This window comes from Nonomuraea monospora (assembly GCF_039531895.1).
In the GTDB taxonomy this organism is placed as follows: Bacteria; Actinomycetota; Actinomycetes; order Streptosporangiales; family Streptosporangiaceae; genus Nonomuraea; species Nonomuraea monospora.
Genome location: NZ_BAAAQX010000003.1, coordinates 238,647 through 258,120, shown reverse-complemented (window position 1 = coordinate 258,120; position 19,474 = coordinate 238,647). Strand labels below are relative to the sequence as shown.

Sequence of the window (19,474 nt, the reverse complement as noted above, 5' to 3'; positions counted from 1 at the left end):
ATGTTGACAGGTCGATGATGGACGTTTTACCTTCGACCTATCAACATTGGAGGATCGATGACGCCCGACTACCTCAGCGGCGATCTCGCGCCAGTCCCCGACGAGATCGACGCCCACGACCTGCCCGTCACCGGCGAGCTGCCGGAGGAGCTGACCGGCCGCTACTTCCGCAACGGCCCCAACCCCCGCCCCGGCGAGGACCCCGGCCACTGGTTCGCCGGCCACGGGATGCTGCACGGCGTGCGCCTGCGCGACGGCCGCGCCGAGTGGTACAGGAACCGGTGGGTGCGCACGAAGGCGTTCACCGAGGACGCCCCGTTCGTCGGCGAGACGGGCGTCGACCTGGCGGCGGTCACCGCCAACACGCACGTCATCCGGCACTCGGGCCGCATCCTGGCCCTGGTCGAGAGCGGCTTTCCGTACGAGGTGACGCCCGAGCTGGACACCGTCGGCCCGGTGGACTTCGGCGGCCGGCTCACCACCGCGATGACCGCCCACCCCAAGCAGGACCCGCTCACCGGCGAGCTGCACTTCTTCGGCTACGGCTTCTTCCCGCCCTACCTCACCTACCACCGGCTCTCGGCGGCCGGCGAGCTGGTGGAGAGCAGGGAGATCGAGGTGCCCGGCCCGACGATGACGCACGACTTCGCCGTCACCGAGCACCACCTCGTCTGGCTCGACCTGCCCCTGGTCTTCCGCCTGGAGCGCGGCGGCATGCCGTACGCGTGGGAGGACGACTACGGCGCCAGGATCGGCGTGACCCCCAGGGCGGGCGGGCCGACGCGCTGGTTCGAGGTGGACCCCTGCTACGTCTTCCACGTCGGCAACGCCTGGGAGGACGCTCACGGGCGCATCGTCCTCAACGCGGCCCGCTACACCCGCGAGCGCTTCGCGCCGCTGTGGGGCAGGATCGGCGGCGAGCAGGACCCGGCGGTGCCCGCCGCCGCGTCGGGCGCGGCCGTGCTGCACCGCTGGACGCTCGACCCGGCGACGGGCGTGGCGAAGGAGGAGCCGCTGGACGACCGCGGCGTGGAGTTCCCCACCTTCAACGAGGACCTGCTCGGGCGGGAGAGCCGCTACCTCTACACGGTCGCCGACGACGCCGTGGTCAAGTACGACCAGCGCGACGGCGGCTCGCAGGTCAGACAGACCGGCGGCAGCACGGGCGAGGCGGTGTTCGTGCCGGCCGCGGGGGCTGCCGGCGAGGACGAGGGCTGGCTGCTGTCCGTGGTCACCGCGGGCGACTCCTCGCGGTTGCTGGTGCTCGACGCGCGCGACCTGTCCGACGTGGCTTCGGTGCGGCTGCCGCGCCGTGTGCCCGCGGGTTTCCACGGATCCTGGCTGGAGGAGCAGTGACGATCAGAGCGGCCGACTGGGAGCACGAGGCGGAGGCGATCGGCGACGCGCTGGCCAGAGCCTTCCACGACGATCCGGTCATCGGATGGCTGCTGCCCGATGGGAAGGGCGTCGCGGCCATGTTCGTCGCGCTCGCCAGGCACGTGCACGCCATCACCGACGTGGCGGGCGACGTCTCCGGCGCCGCCATCTGGGACCCGCCCGGCCACCGCCCCGACGACGAGGCCGCCGTTCCTGACCTGATCGCCGCGATGGGCGACCGGGTGTCGTACGGGATGACGCTCGACGAGACGATGGCCCGTCACAGGCCGCGGCAGCCGCACTGGTACCTGGCCCAGATCGGCACGGTGCCCGAAGTTCAGGGGACGGGCGTCGGCGGCGCCCTCATGTGGGAGGGCCTGGCCCGCTGCGACGGGCCCGTCTACCTGGAGAGCAGCAAGGAGTCGAACATCCCCTTCTACCAGCGGCACGGCTTCGAGGTGACCAGCCGTTTCACCCTGCCCGACGGCCCACCGGTGTGGGGCATGTGGCGACCTGCCCCCTGATTCTGGTAAGTGACGCCTTACCGGTTTATGGTGACGCCATGACGACGCTGACGTTCGACTCACTCAACCCGGCGACCGGCGAGATCGTCGGCAGTCACCCCAAGCAGACCCCCGACGCCGTGCACGAGGCGGTCGGCCGGGCGCAGGAGGCCGCCGCCTGGTGGGCCGCGCTCGGCCACGCGGAGCGCAGGCGGCGGCTGCTGGACTACAAGGCGGTGCTCGCCCAGCACCTCAAGGAGCTGGCCGAGCTCGTCCATCAGGAGACCGGCAAGCCGGTGGGTGACGCCACGCTGGAGCTGGTCCTCACGCTCACGCACCTCGACTGGGCCGCACGCAACGCCCAGAAGGTGCTCGGCCGCCGCCGGGTCGCCACCGGCATGATCGGGCTCAACCTGGCCGCCACCCTCGAGTACCTGCCCCTCGGCGTCGTCGCCGTCATCGGCCCGTGGAACTATCCCGTCTTCACCCCCATGGGCTCCATCGCGTACGCGCTGGCGGCCGGCAACGCGATCGTGTTCAAGCCCAGCGAGCTGACCCCCGGCGTCGGCGTGCGGCTGGCCGAGCTGTTCGCGGAGTCGGTGCCCGAGCACCCGGTCCTCCAGACCGTGACGGGGCTGGGCGAGACCGGCGCGGCGCTGGCGGCCGACCCCCGGGTCAAGAAGGTGGCCTTCACCGGCTCCACCGCCACCGCCAAGCGGGTCATGGCGGCCTGCGCAGAGAACCTCACGCCGATCGTGGCCGAGTGCGGCGGCAAGGACGCTTTCATCGTGGACGACGACGCCGACCTCGGCGCCGCCGCCGACGCCTGCCTGTGGGGCGCGATGGCCAACGCCGGCCAGACCTGTGTCGGCGTCGAGCGGGTCTACGTCGTGGACGCCGTCTATGAAAGTTTCATGCGCGAGCTGTCCGGCCGGGTGTCGAAGGTGAAGGCCGGCGAGCAGTACGGGCCGATCACCATGCCCGGTCAGGTGGAGATCATCAAGCGGCACATCGACGACGCCACGAAGGCCGGCAAGGTGATCACCGGCGGGCCCGGCTCGGTGCGGGCTCCGTACGTGGACCCGGTGATCGTCGAGGACGTGCCGGAAGACTCCCCTGCCGTGCGCGAGGAGACGTTCGGCCCCACCATCACCGTGCGCCGCACCCGCGACGCCCAGGAGGCGTTGTCGCTGGCCAACGCGTCGTCGTACGGGCTGGGCGGGACGATTTTCAGCCGCAACGCCCGCCGCGCGACGGAGCTGGCGCGGCTCATGCGCAGCGGGATGACCGCGATCAACTCCGTCATCTCGTTCGCCGGGGTGCCCTCGCTGCCCTTCGGCGGGATCGACGACTCCGGGTTCGGCCGGATCCACGGCGCCGACGGGCTGCGCGAGTTCGCCCGCTCGAAGGCCATCGCCAGGCAGCGGTTCGCGCTGCCCGGGATGAACCTGACATCGTTCAATCGGGGCCCCGCCGAGCTTGAGCGACTGGTCAGACTCGTCACGTTCTTGCATGGGCGACGTAAAAGATAATCTTCTTGCCCTTTCCCTTAACGGATCATCCGTCCATAATTGTGTGCTCTGGGGGCCACGATCATGTTGGACGGGTGGAATGTGAACCGGTCTTACCGGGGAATGTCGGCTGAGCAAAGGCTGGCAGACAGACGAGAGCGGCTGATGACGGCCGCGTACACGCTATACGCGAAGCCGGGTTTCACGGCGACGACCATCGAAAGGCTGTGCTCGGAGGCCAGGATCTCCAACCGCGCCTTCTACGAATGTTTCGGCGGGCGCGAGGAGCTCCTCCAGGCGTTACACGAGCGCTGCGTGGAGGAAAGCCTGTCGGTCGTCGCCAAGGCGTTAGAGGAGGCGCCGAACACGCTTGACGGAAGAGTCAAGGCCGGGATTCGCGCCTATATCGAATTCACAACGGCCGACTGGCGGCGCGCCCGGATCATGCACGTGGAGGTCCGCAGGTCCGGGGACGTGCTGACACTGTCACGTCAGCGCGCGGTGGCCGCGTTCGCCCGCCTGGTCGAGGAGGCTTCCGCCGATTTCCCGCTGGGCACCGGGATGAATCGGCGGCTGGTGGCACTCGGAGTAATTGGGGCGTTACAAGAGTTGCTCATCGAATGGCTGCTCTCCGAAGAGCAGCCGGACATCGACGAACTCGTGACGGTCGCCGTCCACATCTTCAACCGCAGCCTCGGCACCGGCTGAACGCGTTATGCACCGGTCATTCATCGGGCGTTTAGCGGACTCGGACAGCCGGAATCTATATTTTGTCTAAGTATGAAAAGAGCGGGTAACGGCTGATCGTCACCCGCTCAGATATGCGACCTCAGGCCACCGCGGCCGCCGGAGCCTCCACGTGCAGCACCCGATTCAGCCGGGTCACCGCGAGTATCCGCATGATCCTCGGTGGCACCCCCCGAAGAACGAGGCGGCGCTCGACGCTCAGCGCGCGCCGGTGCGCCCCCACGAGCACGCCGAGCCCGGTGGCGTCGATCATCTCCAGCTTGGCGAGATCCAGGATCAGGTCGCCCTCGCCGGAGTCGAGGGCCTGGTGCAGGCGCTCGCGCACTCCGGCGGACGTCCCGGCGTCGAGCCGGGCGCCGATCCGCACCACCTGGGCACCCGGATTGCCCCGGACGCGCATGCCACCTCCTCAGTCACGCACGTACGCACGTACTACTCCCCTACCCCGTCAGCGGCAATGACACGACCGCCGTGAGCAGGAAGTGTCCGTCGGCCGCCGGAGCGGCCGTCACACGGCCGCCCACGGCGCCCAGCCGCTCGCTCATGCCCGCCAGGCCGCTGCCCAGGTCGACCGCCTGCCTGCGGGCCGCGCCGTCGTTGCGGACGCTCAGCTCCGCCTCCTGCTCGGTGAACCGGATGGTGATCTCGCAGAACGTCGCGGTGCTGTGCTTGAGCACGTTCGTCACCGCCTCACGCACGGCGTAGGCGAACACCGGCGCCACGCCGGGCGGCAGCTCGCGGTAGGGCAGGCGCACCTCACAGCGGACCCCGGCCGCTTCGAGCACACCTTTCACGCTATTCACCTCAGCGGCCAAGTCAAGCTCGCGGTAGCCGCGCACGGCCTGCCGCAGCTCCTTGAGCGCCTTCCTGGTCAGCGTGTTCACCTCGGCCATCTCGGCCTTGGCGGCCTCGCCGTCCACGTCCGACAGGCGTACGGCCAGCTCCGTCTTGACCGCGATGGCCGAGAGCTGGTGCCCCACCAGGTCGTGCAGGTCCCTGGCGAAGCGCAGCCGCTCCTCGGCCAGCGCCAGCTTCGTGTGCGCCTCGCGGCCCTTCAGCGCCTCCTCCGCCAGCATCCAGATCCACACCCACAGCCTGTTGGACGGCGGCACCACCAGGCAGAAGACCCCGTACACCAGCGCGTTGAGAAACAGCACCTCCCCGGACGACAGCTCCAGCCCGATGACGAACAGGTTGTCCCGCCAGGTCACCGACGCCGCCGCCACGCCGACCGTCCAGGTGCCCGCCGCCACCAGCAGCGAGGCGCGCCGGCTGATGTGCAGCGTGGCGATGGACAGCCAGGCCACCAGGATGAAGCCCCACCCGGTCGGGTCGGGCCCGCCCAGGAGCGCGGCCGTCAACGCGAGGACCGCCGCCACCACCACCAGCCTGGTGGGGTAACGGCGGTCCAGCACCGCGCGGATGACGCGCGGGCACAGCCAGGTGAACGCGACCGCGGCGATGAGCGCGGGCACGATGCGCCACCAGTTCAGCAATCCCTCTTCGAGCCTGGTGCCGACGCTGATGGCGATGACCACCCACGTGGCGGCGATGCCCGAGATCAGGACGTGCCAGGTGTAGCGCCGTGCCCGCTCGAACTCGTTCATCTACCGGGAACGCAGCACTTCGCCGAACTTCAGCCTGGCCCCCGTCCGCAGCACGGCCCGCTCGTACACGGTAGAGCCGAGCTTCAGCACCACCACCACCGCCAGCACCATCGCCACCATCGACAGCCCTGTCTCCCACAGGGGGACCTCGGTCGCGGCCATCCGCACCGGCATCACCATGGCGGAGAACGGCGGCACGTACGACAGCACCGTGGCCAGCGTGCCCGTCGGCTCGTTGGTGACGTAGAACGACACGAAGTAGGTCGCCATGATCATCATGGTGAGCGGCGTCAGGACGGTGTTCACGTCCTCCTGCCGGGAGACCAGCGAGGCGAACGCCGCCGACAGCGTGGCGAAGAAGGCGTACCCGAGCACGAACCACACCAGCACCGCGGCCACCAGCCCCACCATGCCCGGCGGGAAGTCAGCGGCCAGCCCGGAGACCGACGAGGCGGCCAGGCCGATCGCCAGGATCGTGGCCAGGTTGATCAGGCCGAGCACGCCCAGCCCCAGGATCTTGCCGCCGAGGAGCTGCCACGGCCGCACCGCGGCGAGCAGGATCTCCACGATCCGGCTGCCCTTCTCCTCGACCACGCCCATGGCGACCATCACGATCTGCCCCATGAGCAGCATGAACAGCAGCAGGACGAGCACCGTGGCCAGGCCCCTGCGGGCGTCCTCGTAGCGGGTGTCCGCGCCCACCGACTGCATCTCCAGCGGCGGGATCGCCACACCGGCGGCGCCCAGCTTGAACTCGCGGTTGACGCTCTGCAGCAGCACCTCCAGCTCGGTGCCGAGCTGCCCGTCGGTGAGCACCCGCTTGTCGTCGATCAGCGCCGCGTCCACGTCGCCGTCCAGCACGGCCTTCTTGGCCGCCGCCTCGTCGGGCAGCTTGCGCCACTCGAACTCGATGGAGGGGGCCGCGGTGTGCAGCGGGAGCTGCTGGGAGTTGACCAGGCCGATGGTGTAGCTGTCGCCCCCGCCCATGATCTTGGGCAGGAAGGAGACCGCCCCCACCAGCAGGGCCGTGATGAGCAGGCCGATCACGAACGCCCTGGTCCTGATCTGCGTGCTGATCTCGCGCCGGGCGACCAGCATCAACCCGTTCACGCCACGGCCTCCTTGAAGATCTCGGTGAGGGACGGCTGCTGCACGCCGAAGTGCTCGACGTGGCCGGCCTTCATGGCGCGGCGCAGGATCTCCTGGTCGTCGCCCTCCGACGTGAGCAGGACCTGCCTGTCGCCGTTCACGGTCACGGTGCCGGGCAGGCCGTCGGCCCAGCCGGGGGCCGGCTCGCGCACGACCACGCGCAGCGTGTCGCTCTCGGCGGCCCGCAAGTCGGCCACCGTGCCGGAGGCCACCATGCGGCCCGCGGAGACGATGCCCACGGAGTCGCACAGCCGCTCGACCAGTTCGAGCTGATGACTGGAGAAGATCACCGGCACGCCGCCCCTGCACCGCTCCTGCAGCGCCGTGGCCAGCGCGTCCACCGCGATCGGGTCGAGGCCGGAGAACGGCTCGTCGAGGATCAGCACCTCCGGGTCGTGCACCAGCGCCACGGCGAGCTGCACGCGCTGCTGGTTGCCCAGTGAGAGCGCCTGCACCGCGTCGCCCCTGCGCTCGGTCAGCGCGAGCCGCTCCAGCAGGTCGTCGGTCGCCTTCTTCGCGGCCGGCGCGCTCAGCCCGTGCAGGCGGCCGAAGTACTCGATCTGCTCGGCGACCCGCATCTTCTGGTACAGGCCGCGCTCCTCGGGCATGTACCCGAACCGCCGCCGGTCGTCGGAGCCGACCGGCCTGCCCTGCCAGCTCACCGAGCCGGAGTCCGCCTGAAGCACGCCCATCACGATGCGCATCGTCGTGGTCTTGCCCGCGCCGTTCGCGCCGACGAACCCGAACATCTCACCCGGCCGCACGGCGAAGCTGATCCCGTCGAGGGCGACCTTGCCGCCGGGGGCGTCGGGACCGCCCGCGAAACGCTTGCGCAGCTCGCTGATCTCGAGCATCAGGTCATCTCCTTCATCATGGGGTCAATGGTGGCTTCGTAGGGGTTCGCGCAGGTAGTCGTGGAAATCACCGGCCCGATGTGGATCCTGCGGAGGATCCGGATGACATTTGTCATTACGCTGAAGCCATGACGCGCGCCGATAAGGACAAGCCTGTCGTTCTCTCACATATCTACACCCGCGGCGGGGACGACGGCACCACAGCGCTGTCCGACCTGAGCCGCACCCCGAAGACCGACACCCGGCTGGCGGCCTACGCCGACGTGGAGGAGGCCAACGCCCACCTCGGCCTGGCGCTGTCGCACGGCACGTTCCCCGAAGACCTGGCCCAGTGCCTGCTCCGCGTCCAGAACGAGCTGTTCGACGTCGGCGCCGACCTGGCCACGCCCGTCGTCGAGAATCCGGAGTTCCCGCCGCTGCGGGTCGAGCAGGGTTACATCGACCGGCTGGAGGAGCAGATCGACCGCTTCAACGCCGATCTCAAGCCGCTGCGCAGCTTCATCCTGCCGGGCGGCGACCCCGCCACGGCCGCCCTGCACGTGGCCCGCGTCACGGTGCGCAGGGCCGAGCGGACGGCCTGGGCCGCCTTGGAGGCGCACGACGACATGAACCCGCTGACGGCGAAGTACCTCAACCGGCTCTCTGACCTGCTGTTCGTCGCCTGCCGCGTGGCGCACGCCGGCGAGGAGATCCTCTGGAAGCCCGGCGGCACCCGCTGAGCACTCGGCGGACCGGGCGACGTCGCTGAGGACTACGGCAGGCCGCGCGACGTCGCTGAGGACTACGGCGGGTTACGCGACGTCCAGGTAGGCGCTCGGCGGCGCCGACTCCAGCCACGCCAGGAAGCCCGTCATCGCATCGGCGCTCATCGCCAGCGACACCCCCCGCGTGCTGCCCGAGCAGTCGACCGCGAACAGCCCCCCGTCGATCTCCCGGCGGGCGGAAACGACAAGGCCGCGTCTCGCAATCGCGTGACGCGGCCTGAGTCGGACGCCGAGCAGCGGGATCCAATGGAGCTCCCCGTCGGCATACCGGGCCACCCCGCTCTGCCACCCGCGGTCCCCCACCCGCAGGCGACAGGGCACACTGCCGCGCGATCGGGCGAGCGTCACCCCGCGCAGCACGATGAGGGCGGCCAGCAGCACTACGAGAATCACAACTGTCGCTACCATGCCGCCCCCCAGAAGCCCACTTGCTATGTATTAAACCTCTTCGCCCGCCGCGCGCAGCCGGGCCCTGGCACGCTTGGCCTCGATTGCCGCGTCGGCGTCTTCCTGGTTGGCCTCGATCGAGGCCTGGGCCCGGTCGAGAGCATCGCGAGCGGCCGCGACGTCGACCTCGGAACCGAGCTCGGCGACCTCGGCGAGCACGGAGACCTCGTCGTCGGCGACGGAGATGAAGCCCCCGTGCACCGCCGCCACCAGCTCCGGCTCCCCCTCCCGCTTCACGCGCAGCACGCCGCCCTCGACGAGGACGCCGAGCACAGGTGCGTGTTGCGGCATAATACCGATCTCGCCGTCCACGGTCTTGGCAATCACCATGTCGGCCTCGCCCGACCAGATCTCACGCTCGGGTGAGACAACCCCTACGCGTAGCTTCGCCACTTGTGTAGGTTCCTTTCCGATCAGGTGGTGGTACGACGATCATGCCGTACCACCACCGTGGGGCGATTAGCGGCGCTCGAGTTCCTTGGCCTTGGCGATGGCCTGGTCGATGCCACCGACCATGAAGAACGCCTGCTCGGGCAGGTGGTCGTACTCACCCGCGCAGAGGCCCTTGAAGGAGGCGATGGTCTCGTCGAGCGGCACGGTCTCGCCCGGCTGGCCGGTGAAGGCCTCGGCCGCGTACATCGGGTGCGACAGGAAGCGCTCGATGCGGCGGGCCCGCTGGACGGTGACCTTGTCCTCTTCGGACAGCTCGTCGATACCGAGGATCGCGATGATGTCCTGGAGCTCGCGGTACTTCTGCAGGATCCGCTTGGTCTCCTGGGCCACCCGGTAGTGCTCCTCGCCCACGATCTGCGGGTCGAGGATGCGGGAGGAGGAGTCGAGCGGGTCCACCGCGGGGTAGATGCCCTTCTCCGAGATCGGCCGCGAGAGCACGGTCTGCGCGTCGAGGTGCGCGAACGCGTTGTGCGGGGCCGGGTCGGTGATGTCGTCCGCGGGCACGTAGATCGCCTGCATGGAGGTGATCGAGTGACCGCGCGTCGAGGTGATGCGCTCCTGGAGCACGCCCATCTCGTCGGCCAGCGTGGGCTGGTAACCCACGGCGGACGGCATACGGCCGAGCAGCGTGGAGACCTCGGAACCGGCCTGCGTGAAGCGGAAGATGTTGTCGATGAACAGCAGCACGTCCTGCTTCTGCACATCGCGGAAGTACTCCGCCATCGTCAGGGCCGACAGGGCCACGCGCAGCCGGGTGCCCGGCGGCTCGTCCATCTGGCCGAAGACGAGCGCGGTGTCCTTGAGGACGTCCGCCTCCTCCATCTCCAGCCAGAGGTCGTTGCCCTCACGGGTGCGCTCGCCCACACCGGCGAAGCACGACGTACCACCGAAGTTGCGGGCGACTCGGCGGATCATCTCCTGGATGAGAACCGTCTTGCCCACGCCGGCGCCGCCGAACAGGCCGATCTTCCCACCCTGCACGTACGGGGTGAGCAGGTCGATGACCTTGATACCCGTGACGAGCAGCTCGGTACGGGACTCGAGCTGGTCGAAGGGCGGCGACGGCCGGTGGATGCCCCACCGCTCCTCGATCTTCAGCGAGGAGGTTGGGACGTCGAGCGTCTCGCCGAGCGCGTTCCACACGTGACCCTTGACGACGTCGCCGACGGGCACCGAGATCGGCGCGCCGGTGTCGGCGACCGCCTGGCCGCGGACCAGGCCGTCGGTGGGCTGCATGGAGATGGCGCGGACGAGGTTGTCACCCAGGTGCTGGGCGACCTCGAGCGTCAGGGTCTTGGTCTCGCCGCCGAGGGTCACCTCGACCTTGAGCGCGTTATAGATGTCGGGCATCGCCTCGACGGGGAACTCCACGTCGACGACGGCGCCGGTGACACGTGCCACGCGGCCAGTGCCGGCCGCGGGGGCTTCTACAGTTTCAACAGCCTCTGCAGTCATTTCACTCTTTCCCCGCTGCGGCGTCAGCGAGCGCGTTGGCGCCACCGACGATCTCGCTGATTTCCTGGGTGATCTCGGCCTGGCGAGCCTGGTTCATCTGCTGGGTGAGCACCCGCATCAGCTCGTTGGCGTTGTCGGTCGCGGACTTCATCGCGCGCCGCCGCGCGGCCTCCTCGGAGGCCGCCGACTGGAGCAGCGCGGTGAAGATGCGCGACTCCACGTACCGCGGCAGCAGCGACTCCAGCACGTCGCCGGCGGTCGGCTCGAACTCGAAGTACGGCGGGATCACCGTCGAGTCCGTCGCCTCGGTCTCCTCGACCTCCAGCGGCAGGACCCGCTTGACCACGACGTTCTGCGTGAGCATCGAGACGAACTCGGTCGAGACGATGTGGATCTCGTCGATCCCGTTCTCGTCCTTGAACGAGTCGATCAGCGTGTTCGCGATCTCCTTGGCGTCGGCGTAGGCCGGCTTCCGCGAGAACCCGACCCAGCTGCCGCCCATCTCCCGGTTACGGAAGGTGTGCCAGGTGACACCCTTGCGCCCGGTGACGAACGGCACCACGGTCAGCCCGCGGCTCTCCAGCAGCCCGCGCAGGGCCTCGGCCTCGCGCAGCACGTTGGCGTTGAAGCCACCGCAGAAGCCGCTGTCGCTGGTGACGACGAGGACGCCCGCCTTGGCGGGGTTCTCCTTCGCCACGGTCAGCGGATGGTCGACGCTGGCGGCGTTGCTGACGACGCCCGTGACGGCGCGAGTGATCTCGCGCTCGTACGGCAGCGCCTCCTGCATCCGCTGCTGCGCCTTCACGATCCGTGAGGAGGCGATGAGCTCCTGGGCGCGCGTGATCTTCGCGGTCGACTTGACCGAGCTGATCCGCCGCCGCAGCAGCCTTAGCTGGGCACCCATGTCCTACTTCTCCGCCGCCGGACGCACGACCTTCTTGATCTTCTCCTGGCCGACCTCGTCGGCCCCCAGCGGCGCCACCGGCTCGTCCTTGACCAGCAGCTCACCCGAGGAGGTGGTGAAGCCCTTCTTGAACTCCGTGATGGCGTCCTTGAGGGCGGTCACCGTGTCGTCGGACAGCTCGCGGGTCTCCCGAATGGTGTCGAAGATGCCCTTGTGCGACGACTGGATGTAGTCGAGGAACTCGCCCTCGAAGCGGCGCACGTCCTCGATCGGCACCTCGTCGAGCTCGCCCGTCGTGCCCGCCCAGATGGAGGCGACCTCGCGCTCCAGCGAGAACGGGCTGTACTGGGCCTGCTTGAGCAGCTCGACCAGTCGCTGACCGCGCTCGAGCTGGGCCTTGGAGGCGGCGTCGAGGTCGGAGGCGAAGGCCGCGAACGCTTCGAGGTCGCGGTACTGCGACAGCGACAGACGCAGCGTGCCCGCGACCTTCCGCATGGCCTTGGCCTGAGCGGAGCCGCCGACTCGGGACACCGACACACCGACGTTGATGGCCGGGCGCACACCGGCGTTGAACAGGTCGGTCTCGAGGAAGACCTGCCCGTCGGTGATGGAGATGACGTTGGTCGGGATGAACGCCGAGACGTCGTTGCCCTTGGTCTCGATGACCGGCAGACCCGTCATCGAGCCGCCGCCCAGGTCGTCGGAGAGCTTGGCGCAGCGCTCCAGCAGCCGGGAGTGGAGGTAGAAGACGTCACCGGGGAACGCCTCACGACCCGGCGGACGGCGCAGCAGCAGCGAGACGGCGCGGTAGGCGTCCGCCTGCTTGGTCAGGTCGTCGAAGACGATCAGGACGTGCTTGCCCTGGTACATCCAGTGCTGACCGATCGCCGAGCCGGCGTACGGGGCGATGTACTTGAAACCGGCGGCCTCGGAGGCGGGAGCGGCGACGATGGTGGTGTACTCCATCGCGCCGGCCTCCTCCAGGCGGGCACGCACCTGCGCGACGGTCGAGCCTTTCTGGCCGACCGCGACGTAGACGCAGCGCACCTGCTTGGCAGGGTCACCAGAGGCCCAGTTCTCGCGCTGGTTGAGGATGGTGTCGACGGCGATCGCGGTCTTGCCGGTGCCGCGGTCGCCGATGATGAGCTGGCGCTGGCCACGGCCGATCGCCGTCATGGCGTCGATCGCCTTGATGCCCGTGGCCAGCGACTCCTTCACGGGCTGGCGCTGGACGACCGTGGGAGCCTGCAGCTCGAGGGCGCGCACGCTCTCGGCCTCGATGGCGCCCTTGCCGTCGAGCGGGTTGCCCAGGGGGTCGACCACGCGGCCGAGGAAGTTGTCGCCGACGGGCACGGACAGGACCTCGCCCGTCCGGCGGACCGTCTGGCCCTCCTCGATGCCGCTGAACTCGCCCAGGATGACGACACCGATCTCGCGGGTGTCGAGGTTCAGTGCCAGGCCGCGCGTACCGTTCTCGAACTCGAGCAGCTCGTTCGCCATCGCCGAGGGAAGGCCGGAGACATGGGCGATGCCGTCGCCGGCGTCGACGACGGTCCCGATCTCCTCGCGCGCGGCGCCTTCCGGTTCGTACGCCTGGACGAAGCGCTCAAGCGCGTCCCGGATCTCGTCCGGCCGGATCGTAAGCTCCGCCATCTCTACTCTGTCTCCCTCTTCGCCTAGCCGGCCAACCGGCGGCGGACTTCTTCGATTCGTCCCACGATTGTGGTGTCGATGATCTCGTCGCCGATGCGGACCGAGAACCCACCGAGCACTCGCTTGTCCACCTCGACATTCAGGTGCACGTCACGGCCGTAGGAGGTGCGCAGCCACGCCCCGAGGCGCTCCCTCTGCGCCTCGGTCAGCTCGACCGCGCTGCGGACCACCGCCACGAGGCGCTGGCGCTGCTGCGCCACGAGCTGACCGACCTCTTCCAGGCCTCTTTCCAAACTACGCCCGCGCGGGTGCACCACCAGCTGCGTGACCAGGCGCAGGGTGGACGGGGCGACCTTGCCCTCGATGAGGCTGCGCAGCAGCGTGCGCTTGCCCTCCTCGGGAGCGGCCGCGTCAGCGAGCGCCCGGCGCAGGTCGGGGTTGGCGGCGACGATGCGGCCGAAGCGGAAGAGCTCGTCCTCCACCTCGTCGAGCCGGCTCTGGCTCTCCGCCTCCGCCGCCGCGGCGACGACACCGAGCCGTTCGAGCACGTCGGCCAGGTCGCCGGCGCGCGACCACTTGGCCGAGACCGCCGCCTCGACGGTGGCCAGGGTCGCGGCGCCGACCTTCCCGTCGAGCAGCGAGCGCACGACGCCCGCCTTCTGCTCGGCGGCCCTGGCCGGGTCGGACAGGGCCCGGCGCAGACCGTGCTCGCGGTCGAGCAGATCCGCGACCGCGAACAGCTCGTCGGAGAGCGCACCGAGGTCGGCACTACCGGCGACCGCGTTGAAGCGCTCTTCGACTCCGGCCAGCGAGGTCCTGCTCAAACCGCGCATCAGCGCACCGCCTGCGCGTTGGAGCTCTCCAGCTCGTCGAGGAACCTGTCGACGATGCGGCTCTGGCGGACCTCGTCCTCCAGGGACTCACCGACGATGCGGCCGGCCAGATCGGTCGACAGGCGACCGATCTCCGTACGGAGCTGGGCGAAAGCCGCCTGACGGTCGGCCTCGATCTGCGCGTGCGCGGCCTCGACGAGGCGGCGGGCCTCGGCCTGCGCCTCCTCACGAAGCTCTGCCTTGATCTGCGCGGCCTGCTCACGGGCCTCCTCGCGCAGCCTCGCGGCGTCGCGACGGGCCTCTTCGAGCTGCTCGGAGTAGCGCTTCTGCAGGGCCTGAGCCTCCGCCTGCGCCTCCTCCGCCCTCTTGATGCCGCCCTCGATCGCGTCGGTCCGCTCGGCCAGCGTCTTCTGGATGCGCGGTACGAGCATCCGGCCGACGACGAACACGACGACGGCGAACGAGAAGATACCGACGACAAGCTCATAGGTGTGCGGAATGAGCGGGTTAGCACCCTCCTCCGCCGCGAGGAGCGTAGCTGCCTTAATCATGGACGCAGCCTTTCGTCAGAATTCTTCTGGTCTTAGATGCCCGCGAAGATGAAGGGCGCGACCAGACCGAGCAGGGCGAGGGCCTCGGTGAGCACGAAGCCGAGGAGCATGTTCTGGCGGATCAGGCCGTAAGCCTCGGGCTGACGCGCGATGGCCTGCACGCCCTGACCGAAGATGATGCCGACGCCGATGCCGGGGCCGATGGCGGCGAGACCGTAACCGATGGCGGTGACGTTGCCGGAGACCTCAGCGAGAACGCTCATTGCTGTTATTCCTTTACTGGACGGCCGGTGAAGCGGGTTGTCCACCGGTCATGGATATTCCGGTAGGTGGTTCTCAGTGATCCGGGTGCAGCGCGCCACCGATGTACATCGATGCCAGCATCGCGAACAGGAACGCCTGCAGGAACTGGATGAACATCTCGAACGCGGTGAAGATGATGGTCATCACCACGCCGATGATGCCGACGGGGGCCCCCAGCGGGGTCAACTGCTCGAACAGGAACCAGAAGCCCACCATGCTGAAGAAGGCCAGCAGCATGTGCCCGGCGAACATGTTCGCGAACAGTCGGACGGCGTGCGTGAACGGGGCGATGATCATGTTGGAGAGGAACTCGATCGGCGCCAGCAGAACGTAGATCCCCTTCGGCAGCCCGGGGGGGAACATCATGTTCTTGAAGTAGCCGACCCCGCCCTGGTGCTTGATGCCGAGGTAGACCTTGAGCACGTAGATCGAGATGGCCAGCACCGCCGGGAAGGCGATGTGCGAGGCCACCGGGAACTGCAGGAGGGGCACGACGCCCATCAGGTTCCAGACCAGCACCAGGAAGAACAGCGAGACGAGCAGGCCCATCCACCGGTCGGCGTCCTTGCCCAGGAAGGGGCGGGCGACCTGGTCGCGGACGAACATGTAGCCGTACTCGACCACGTTCTGGACACCCCGCGGCACGACCTTCGGATTGCCGAACGCCGCCCAGGTGACACCGATCACCAGGACCGCGGCCAGCAGTGCCAGCAGAACCGGCTTGGTGAACCATTCGACCCCGGGGATGATCGGTGGCAGGTTGAACAGTTCTTCAGGCGTCGGCGCCTGGAACTGTGGGGCGGGAGCTGGGGCCGTCAGCGCACTCACGCGGCGTTCCCTTCATCAACGTCGTAGTGTGGATCACAAGGGTTTCCCTTGGCGGAGTCTCCGCGAGTCAGCGAGAGAACTTCCGGTAGGCCAGGTAGCCAGCGAGCACCAGCCCAAGGACGATGCCTATGGGGAAGAACGCGGACATGTCCAGCCACCGGTCCAGCAACCACCCGATTCCGCCATAGACGGCCATCCCTGCGAGCAGATAGCTGGGGATCGACCACATGGCGTCGGCGAAGTCGCGACCGTCTTCTTCCGGTCGGCGTTCCTGTGCGCTCATCGCGGCCCCGACGATAGCAGGCGAGTGGAGGACTAGTCATATCGGGCCCCGTCAAGTGCCCGGCTCATGAGTCGCCCTTTCCGGGGACCTTGGCGTCGGGGTCGACGTAGAGCATCTTGGTCTTGACGAAGGCGCGCACTTCAAAACCCGTCCAGACCAGCGTGCACACCACCACGGCCCAGGCGAACGCCCGGGTGTTCCACAGCGTGGTGTCGCTGAAGGACGAGAGCACGATCATGATGACGACGACCTTGACGAGGTAGCTGCCCATCGCCGCGATCGCCATCAGTTGCGGGGAGACGCGGGCGGCATAGGACACCGCTACCACGCTGATGCTGAAGAAAACCCCGACCAGCAAGGTTCCGAGGGCCGCACCGAGTGCTCCCTTGCCTCCTGCCAGAAGCAGCGCCACGACGACGGCGACCACCCCAACCAGTGCGGTCGGAATCGCGGCGCTCTTGAGTACGCGCACGTCATTGGCCTGCATCGGTGCTCCATCAGCAAGTTATCAAGCGAGCGTTTGCTACCTCCAGAACCGGTCAGTCTGGAGTCCCTGCTCGTGAAAGATATCACAAGCTCACGGAAGACCGCTTTTACCTGCCGTTTCTAGTTCGCGATCAAGAACGGCTCGGAAAGACTGGAATGACCGGATTTCCCTCCGCGGTCGCGCGTTCTCGCGACGAGCCGTCCGACGGAGGCATCTGCGGTCTTCTGACCTGCGTGTCCGGCAGGATCGGCGGCATCGGGCCGGTGGGCGGGCCGTCATCGTCCTCGGGGTGCTTGCCCCGCGGCGCGGAGTGCGCACCGCCTCTGCCGCGCCAGCGCGGGGCTGCCATGAGCACCAGCACGCCCAGCGCCAGGATGATGAACACCACGAACCACAGCACCGGCACACCCACGCGCGCCAGCAGCACCACGCCGAAGGCGAACAGGAACGCCCACGCGTACATGATCAGCACGGACTGTCGCATCGAGTGCCCGAAGTCGAGCAGCCGGTGGTGCAGATGGCCACGGTCGGGCGCGAACGGCGACAGGCCCTGCGAGGTGCGGCGGACCACCGCGGTGATCAGGTCGATGAGCGGCAGGACCAGCACCGCGGCGGGCAGCATCAGCGGCAGCAGCACACCGACCTTGTTCACGCTCTCGATGGCGGCCGGGTCGAGCGGCGTCACCGTCACGATCGAGGAGGCGAGCACCAGGCCGATCAGCATCGCCCCCGTGTCACCCATGAAGATCTTGGCCGGGTGGAAGTTGTGCGGCAGGAAGCCCAGGCAGGTGCCGATGAGCACGGCCGCGATGGCGGCCGTCGTGGTGATGTTGCCGGCGCTCATGCTCTGCGCCAGGAAGATGGAGTACGCCCAGGTGGCCATGGCGGCGATGCAGACGATGCCCGCCGCGAGCCCGTCGAGCCCGTCGACGAAGTTGACCGCGTTGATGGTCACGACCACGACCAGGATCGTGATGATCGTGCTGAGCGTGTAGTCGAGGCTGGTGGAGCCGCCCCAGTCCTTCGGCAGCGGGATGTAGAGCAGCCGCATGTTGAAGAAGACCAGCACACCCGCCGCCGCGATCTGCCCGCCGAGCTTGATGAAGGCGTCCATGCCCCACCAGTCGTCGAGGAACCCGGTCACCGTGATGAGCCCGCCCGCCACGATCAGCGCGGTGACGACGTCGGCGTCGTACCTGGCCAGCGCCTCGCCGGTGTGGGTGAGCTGGCTGGCCGTCAGCAACCCGACGACCAGGCCGCCGTACATCGCCAGGCCGCCCAGCCTGGGCGTCGGCGTGGTGTGCACGTCGCGCTCGCGAACCTCGGGCATGGCGCCGATGCGGATGGCGAAGCGGCGCACCAGCGGCACCAGCAGATACGTGACCGCCGCCGAGATGAGCGCCATGAACAGGTATTCGCGCACGAACCTAGTTTCCCGGATGCTCCGGCCAGCTGTGACCGGAAATCGACACAGAACCGCTTAATATTCGCTGAGATATGGACGATGGATGGCCAGAAGCGCCGCAACTCTTTCCCTGATCTCCGCAGCGCTGCCAGGATGCCGCACCGCCCGGGTCACCAGCACGCCGATCTCCTTGACTTCCTGGGGCCCCATCCCCTGAGTGGTCACGCACGGCGTGCCCACGCGGATGCCCGAGGTGATCGCCGGCGGCTCCGGATCGTAGGGGACGGCGTTGCGGTTCAGCGTGATCCCCGCCGCCGCGCACCTGCGCTCCGCCTCCGCGCCCGTCACGCCCGCCCCGCGCAGGTCGATCAGCGCCAGATGCGTGTCCGTCCCGCCCGAGACGGCCCGCATCCCCTCCACCGCCAGCGCCTCGGCCAGCGCCTGAGCGTTCGCGATCACCCGCCTGGCGTAGTCGGCGAAGTCGGGACGCGCGGCTTCGCCGAACGCCACCGCCTTGGCCGCCACCACGTGCATCAGCGGCCCGCCCTGCACGAACGGGAACACCGCCCGGTCGATCTTCCCGGCCAGCTCCCGCGTGCACAGGATCGCGCCGCCGCGTGGGCCGCGCAGCGCCTTGTGCGTCGTGAACGTCACCACGTCCGCGTACGGCACCGCCGACGGGATCGCCCCGCCCGCCATCAGCCCGATCGGATGCGCCGCGTCCGCCAGCAGCCACGCCCCCACCTCGTCCGCGATGCCGCGGAACGCCGTGTAGTCGATCAGCCTCGGGTACGCCGTCGCGCCGCACACGATGAGCTTCGGCTGGTGCCGCAGCGCCAGGTCGCGCACCTCGTCGTAGTCGATGAGTTCGGTGTCGCGACGCACTCCGTACGAGACGACGTCGAACCATCTTCCCGAGAAGTTCACCTTGGAGCCGTGCGTGAGATGGCCGCCGTGCGGCAGCGCCATCGCCAGCATGGTGTCGCCGGGCTGCAGCAGCGCGGCGTAGGCGGCCAGGTTCGCCGAGGCGCCCGAATGGGGCTGGACGTTGGCGTGCTCCGCCCCGAACAGGCCGCACGCCCGCTCCACCGCCAGCCGCTCCGCCCGGTCCACGACCTCGCAGCCGCCGTAGTAACGCTTGCCCGGGTAGCCCTCGGCGTACTTGTTGGTGAGCGTGGAGCCGAGCGCGGCCAGGACGGCAGGCGAGGTGAAGTTCTCGCTCGCGATGAGCTGGATGCCGCCGCGGACCCGGTCGAGCTCGTCGATCAGGATCCGCGCGATCTCGGGATCCCGGCTCTCCAGCATCCCGAAGTCAGGACCGTAGTAGGGCTCCGCACCCATCGTTCCACCATACGGCCCG

Annotated in this window: 22 protein-coding genes; 5 read left to right on the top strand and 17 right to left on the bottom strand. The window is 68.8% G+C overall.

What is annotated here, in order from left to right:
- The first annotated feature begins 57 nt into the window (after positions 1-57).
- The 4 genes from ABD331_RS07685 to ABD331_RS07670 all read left to right on the top strand — a co-directional run bounded on the left by ABD331_RS07685 (position 58) and on the right by ABD331_RS07670 (position 4,099).
- Positions 58-1,356 (top strand): carotenoid oxygenase family protein, encoded by a 1,299-nt coding sequence (locus tag ABD331_RS07685; RefSeq protein ID WP_344472024.1) that lies wholly within the window; start codon positions 58-60, stop codon positions 1,354-1,356.
- Complete coding sequence (locus ABD331_RS07680) at positions 1,353-1,901, top strand: GNAT family N-acetyltransferase (RefSeq protein ID WP_344472021.1); 549 nt, start codon at positions 1,353-1,355, stop codon at positions 1,899-1,901. Before ABD331_RS07685 ends, ABD331_RS07680 begins: the two co-directional genes overlap by 4 nt.
- 38 nt (positions 1,902-1,939) lie before the next feature.
- Positions 1,940-3,412 carry an aldehyde dehydrogenase family protein gene (locus ABD331_RS07675; protein WP_344472018.1) on the top strand — a complete coding sequence of 491 codons (1,473 nt, stop codon included), beginning with the start codon at positions 1,940-1,942 and terminating at the stop codon, positions 3,410-3,412.
- 144 nt (positions 3,413-3,556) lie between these two features.
- Positions 3,557-4,099, top strand: a complete 543-nt coding sequence (locus tag ABD331_RS07670) for a TetR/AcrR family transcriptional regulator (RefSeq protein ID WP_344472015.1) — start codon at positions 3,557-3,559, stop codon at positions 4,097-4,099.
- Between the two features lie 121 nt (positions 4,100-4,220).
- Here ABD331_RS07670 and ABD331_RS07665 read toward each other — a convergent pair whose 3' ends face one another.
- From ABD331_RS07665 to ABD331_RS07650, 4 genes are read right to left on the bottom strand one after another with little or no spacing between them, the layout of a single operon-like run.
- Positions 4,221-4,538, bottom strand: coding sequence for an STAS domain-containing protein (locus tag ABD331_RS07665; protein WP_344472012.1), 318 nt, complete (start codon positions 4,536-4,538; stop codon positions 4,221-4,223).
- Positions 4,539-4,578: 40 nt separating this feature from the next.
- Positions 4,579-5,745, bottom strand: a complete 1,167-nt coding sequence (locus ABD331_RS07660; protein ID WP_344472009.1) for a sensor histidine kinase — start codon at positions 5,743-5,745, stop codon at positions 4,579-4,581.
- Positions 5,746-6,855, bottom strand: a complete 1,110-nt coding sequence (locus tag ABD331_RS07655; RefSeq protein WP_344472006.1) for an ABC transporter permease — start codon at positions 6,853-6,855, stop codon at positions 5,746-5,748.
- A complete protein-coding gene (locus ABD331_RS07650; RefSeq protein WP_344472003.1) occupies positions 6,852-7,748 on the bottom strand; it encodes an ABC transporter ATP-binding protein in 897 nt (298 codons plus the stop codon). Before ABD331_RS07650 ends, ABD331_RS07655 begins: the two co-directional genes overlap by 4 nt.
- A 128-nt stretch (positions 7,749-7,876) precedes the next feature.
- On the opposite strand from ABD331_RS07650, the gene ABD331_RS07645 reads away from it, so the two are divergent.
- Complete coding sequence (locus ABD331_RS07645) at positions 7,877-8,467, top strand: cob(I)yrinic acid a,c-diamide adenosyltransferase (protein WP_344472000.1); 591 nt, start codon at positions 7,877-7,879, stop codon at positions 8,465-8,467.
- A gap of 72 nt (positions 8,468-8,539) precedes the next feature.
- On the opposite strand, the gene ABD331_RS07640 is transcribed toward ABD331_RS07645, so the two are convergent.
- From ABD331_RS07640 to ABD331_RS07580, 13 genes are all read right to left on the bottom strand, one after another.
- Positions 8,540-8,905 (bottom strand): DUF2550 domain-containing protein, encoded by a 366-nt coding sequence (locus ABD331_RS07640; protein ID WP_344471997.1) that lies wholly within the window; start codon positions 8,903-8,905, stop codon positions 8,540-8,542.
- Positions 8,906-8,950: 45 nt separating this feature from the next.
- Positions 8,951-9,352, bottom strand: coding sequence for a F0F1 ATP synthase subunit epsilon (locus ABD331_RS07635; RefSeq protein WP_080042501.1), 402 nt, complete (start codon positions 9,350-9,352; stop codon positions 8,951-8,953).
- Between the two features lie 66 nt (positions 9,353-9,418).
- A complete protein-coding gene (gene atpD / locus ABD331_RS07630) occupies positions 9,419-10,867 on the bottom strand; it encodes a F0F1 ATP synthase subunit beta (RefSeq protein ID WP_344471991.1) in 1,449 nt (482 codons plus the stop codon).
- A 1-nt stretch (position 10,868) separates the two neighbouring features.
- Positions 10,869-11,771 (bottom strand): F0F1 ATP synthase subunit gamma, encoded by a 903-nt coding sequence (locus ABD331_RS07625; protein WP_344471989.1) that lies wholly within the window; start codon positions 11,769-11,771, stop codon positions 10,869-10,871.
- Between the two features lie 3 nt (positions 11,772-11,774).
- Positions 11,775-13,424, bottom strand: a complete 1,650-nt coding sequence (atpA, locus tag ABD331_RS07620; RefSeq protein ID WP_344471986.1) for a F0F1 ATP synthase subunit alpha — start codon at positions 13,422-13,424, stop codon at positions 11,775-11,777.
- Between the two features lie 23 nt (positions 13,425-13,447).
- Positions 13,448-14,257 carry a F0F1 ATP synthase subunit delta gene (locus ABD331_RS07615; RefSeq protein ID WP_344471983.1) on the bottom strand — a complete coding sequence of 270 codons (810 nt, stop codon included), beginning with the start codon at positions 14,255-14,257 and terminating at the stop codon, positions 13,448-13,450.
- On the bottom strand, positions 14,257-14,808 hold the full coding sequence (locus tag ABD331_RS07610) for a F0F1 ATP synthase subunit B (protein WP_148434973.1): 552 nt from the start codon (positions 14,806-14,808) through the stop codon (positions 14,257-14,259). Before ABD331_RS07610 ends, ABD331_RS07615 begins: the two co-directional genes overlap by 1 nt.
- A gap of 32 nt (positions 14,809-14,840) precedes the next feature.
- Positions 14,841-15,071: an ATP synthase F0 subunit C gene (gene atpE / locus ABD331_RS07605; protein WP_043616287.1), complete on the bottom strand. Its 231-nt coding sequence runs from the start codon at positions 15,069-15,071 to the stop codon at positions 14,841-14,843.
- A gap of 73 nt (positions 15,072-15,144) precedes the next feature.
- Positions 15,145-15,939, bottom strand: a complete 795-nt coding sequence (atpB, locus tag ABD331_RS07600) for a F0F1 ATP synthase subunit A (RefSeq protein ID WP_344471979.1) — start codon at positions 15,937-15,939, stop codon at positions 15,145-15,147.
- 67 nt (positions 15,940-16,006) lie between these two features.
- Positions 16,007-16,222 carry an AtpZ/AtpI family protein gene (locus ABD331_RS07595; RefSeq protein ID WP_043616299.1) on the bottom strand — a complete coding sequence of 72 codons (216 nt, stop codon included), beginning with the start codon at positions 16,220-16,222 and terminating at the stop codon, positions 16,007-16,009.
- 64 nt (positions 16,223-16,286) lie between these two features.
- Positions 16,287-16,709: a Cg1360 family ATP-synthase-associated protein gene (locus tag ABD331_RS07590; protein WP_148434971.1), complete on the bottom strand. Its 423-nt coding sequence runs from the start codon at positions 16,707-16,709 to the stop codon at positions 16,287-16,289.
- Positions 16,710-16,839: 130 nt separating this feature from the next.
- Positions 16,840-18,132, bottom strand: coding sequence for a glycosyltransferase family 4 protein (locus ABD331_RS07585; protein WP_344471975.1), 1,293 nt, complete (start codon positions 18,130-18,132; stop codon positions 16,840-16,842).
- 57 nt (positions 18,133-18,189) lie between these two features.
- Entirely contained in the window at positions 18,190-19,455 is a 1,266-nt protein-coding gene (locus ABD331_RS07580; RefSeq protein WP_344471973.1) for a serine hydroxymethyltransferase, read from the bottom strand.
- Between the last annotated feature and the right edge of the window lie 19 nt (positions 19,456-19,474).

What these genes read in the sequence shown, in the direction of transcription:
- ABD331_RS07670 (WP_344472015.1), top strand. Translation starts at nt 3,557, where the DNA reads ATGACGGCCGCGTACACGCTATACGCGAAGCCGGGTTTCACGGCGACG.
- ABD331_RS07590 (WP_148434971.1), bottom strand. Translation starts at nt 16,709, where the DNA reads ATGCAGGCCAATGACGTGCGCGTACTCAAGAGCGCCGCGATTCCGACC.
- ABD331_RS07625 (WP_344471989.1), bottom strand. Translation starts at nt 11,771, where the DNA reads ATGGGTGCCCAGCTAAGGCTGCTGCGGCGGCGGATCAGCTCGGTCAAG.
- atpE (WP_043616287.1), bottom strand. Translation starts at nt 15,071, where the DNA reads ATGAGCGTTCTCGCTGAGGTCTCCGGCAACGTCACCGCCATCGGTTAC.
- atpA (WP_344471986.1), bottom strand. Translation starts at nt 13,424, where the DNA reads ATGGCGGAGCTTACGATCCGGCCGGACGAGATCCGGGACGCGCTTGAG.
- ABD331_RS07660 (WP_344472009.1), bottom strand. Translation starts at nt 5,745, where the DNA reads ATGAACGAGTTCGAGCGGGCACGGCGCTACACCTGGCACGTCCTGATC.
- ABD331_RS07580 (WP_344471973.1), bottom strand. Translation starts at nt 19,455, where the DNA reads ATGGGTGCGGAGCCCTACTACGGTCCTGACTTCGGGATGCTGGAGAGC.
- ABD331_RS07675 (WP_344472018.1), top strand. Translation starts at nt 1,940, where the DNA reads ATGACGACGCTGACGTTCGACTCACTCAACCCGGCGACCGGCGAGATC.
- ABD331_RS07685 (WP_344472024.1), top strand. Translation starts at nt 58, where the DNA reads ATGACGCCCGACTACCTCAGCGGCGATCTCGCGCCAGTCCCCGACGAG.
- ABD331_RS07650 (WP_344472003.1), bottom strand. Translation starts at nt 7,748, where the DNA reads ATGCTCGAGATCAGCGAGCTGCGCAAGCGTTTCGCGGGCGGTCCCGAC.
- ABD331_RS07595 (WP_043616299.1), bottom strand. Translation starts at nt 16,222, where the DNA reads ATGAGCGCACAGGAACGCCGACCGGAAGAAGACGGTCGCGACTTCGCC.
- ABD331_RS07610 (WP_148434973.1), bottom strand. Translation starts at nt 14,808, where the DNA reads ATGATTAAGGCAGCTACGCTCCTCGCGGCGGAGGAGGGTGCTAACCCG.
- ABD331_RS07665 (WP_344472012.1), bottom strand. Translation starts at nt 4,538, where the DNA reads ATGCGCGTCCGGGGCAATCCGGGTGCCCAGGTGGTGCGGATCGGCGCC.
- ABD331_RS07645 (WP_344472000.1), top strand. Translation starts at nt 7,877, where the DNA reads ATGACGCGCGCCGATAAGGACAAGCCTGTCGTTCTCTCACATATCTAC.
- atpD (WP_344471991.1), bottom strand. Translation starts at nt 10,867, where the DNA reads ATGACTGCAGAGGCTGTTGAAACTGTAGAAGCCCCCGCGGCCGGCACT.
- ABD331_RS07615 (WP_344471983.1), bottom strand. Translation starts at nt 14,257, where the DNA reads ATGCGCGGTTTGAGCAGGACCTCGCTGGCCGGAGTCGAAGAGCGCTTC.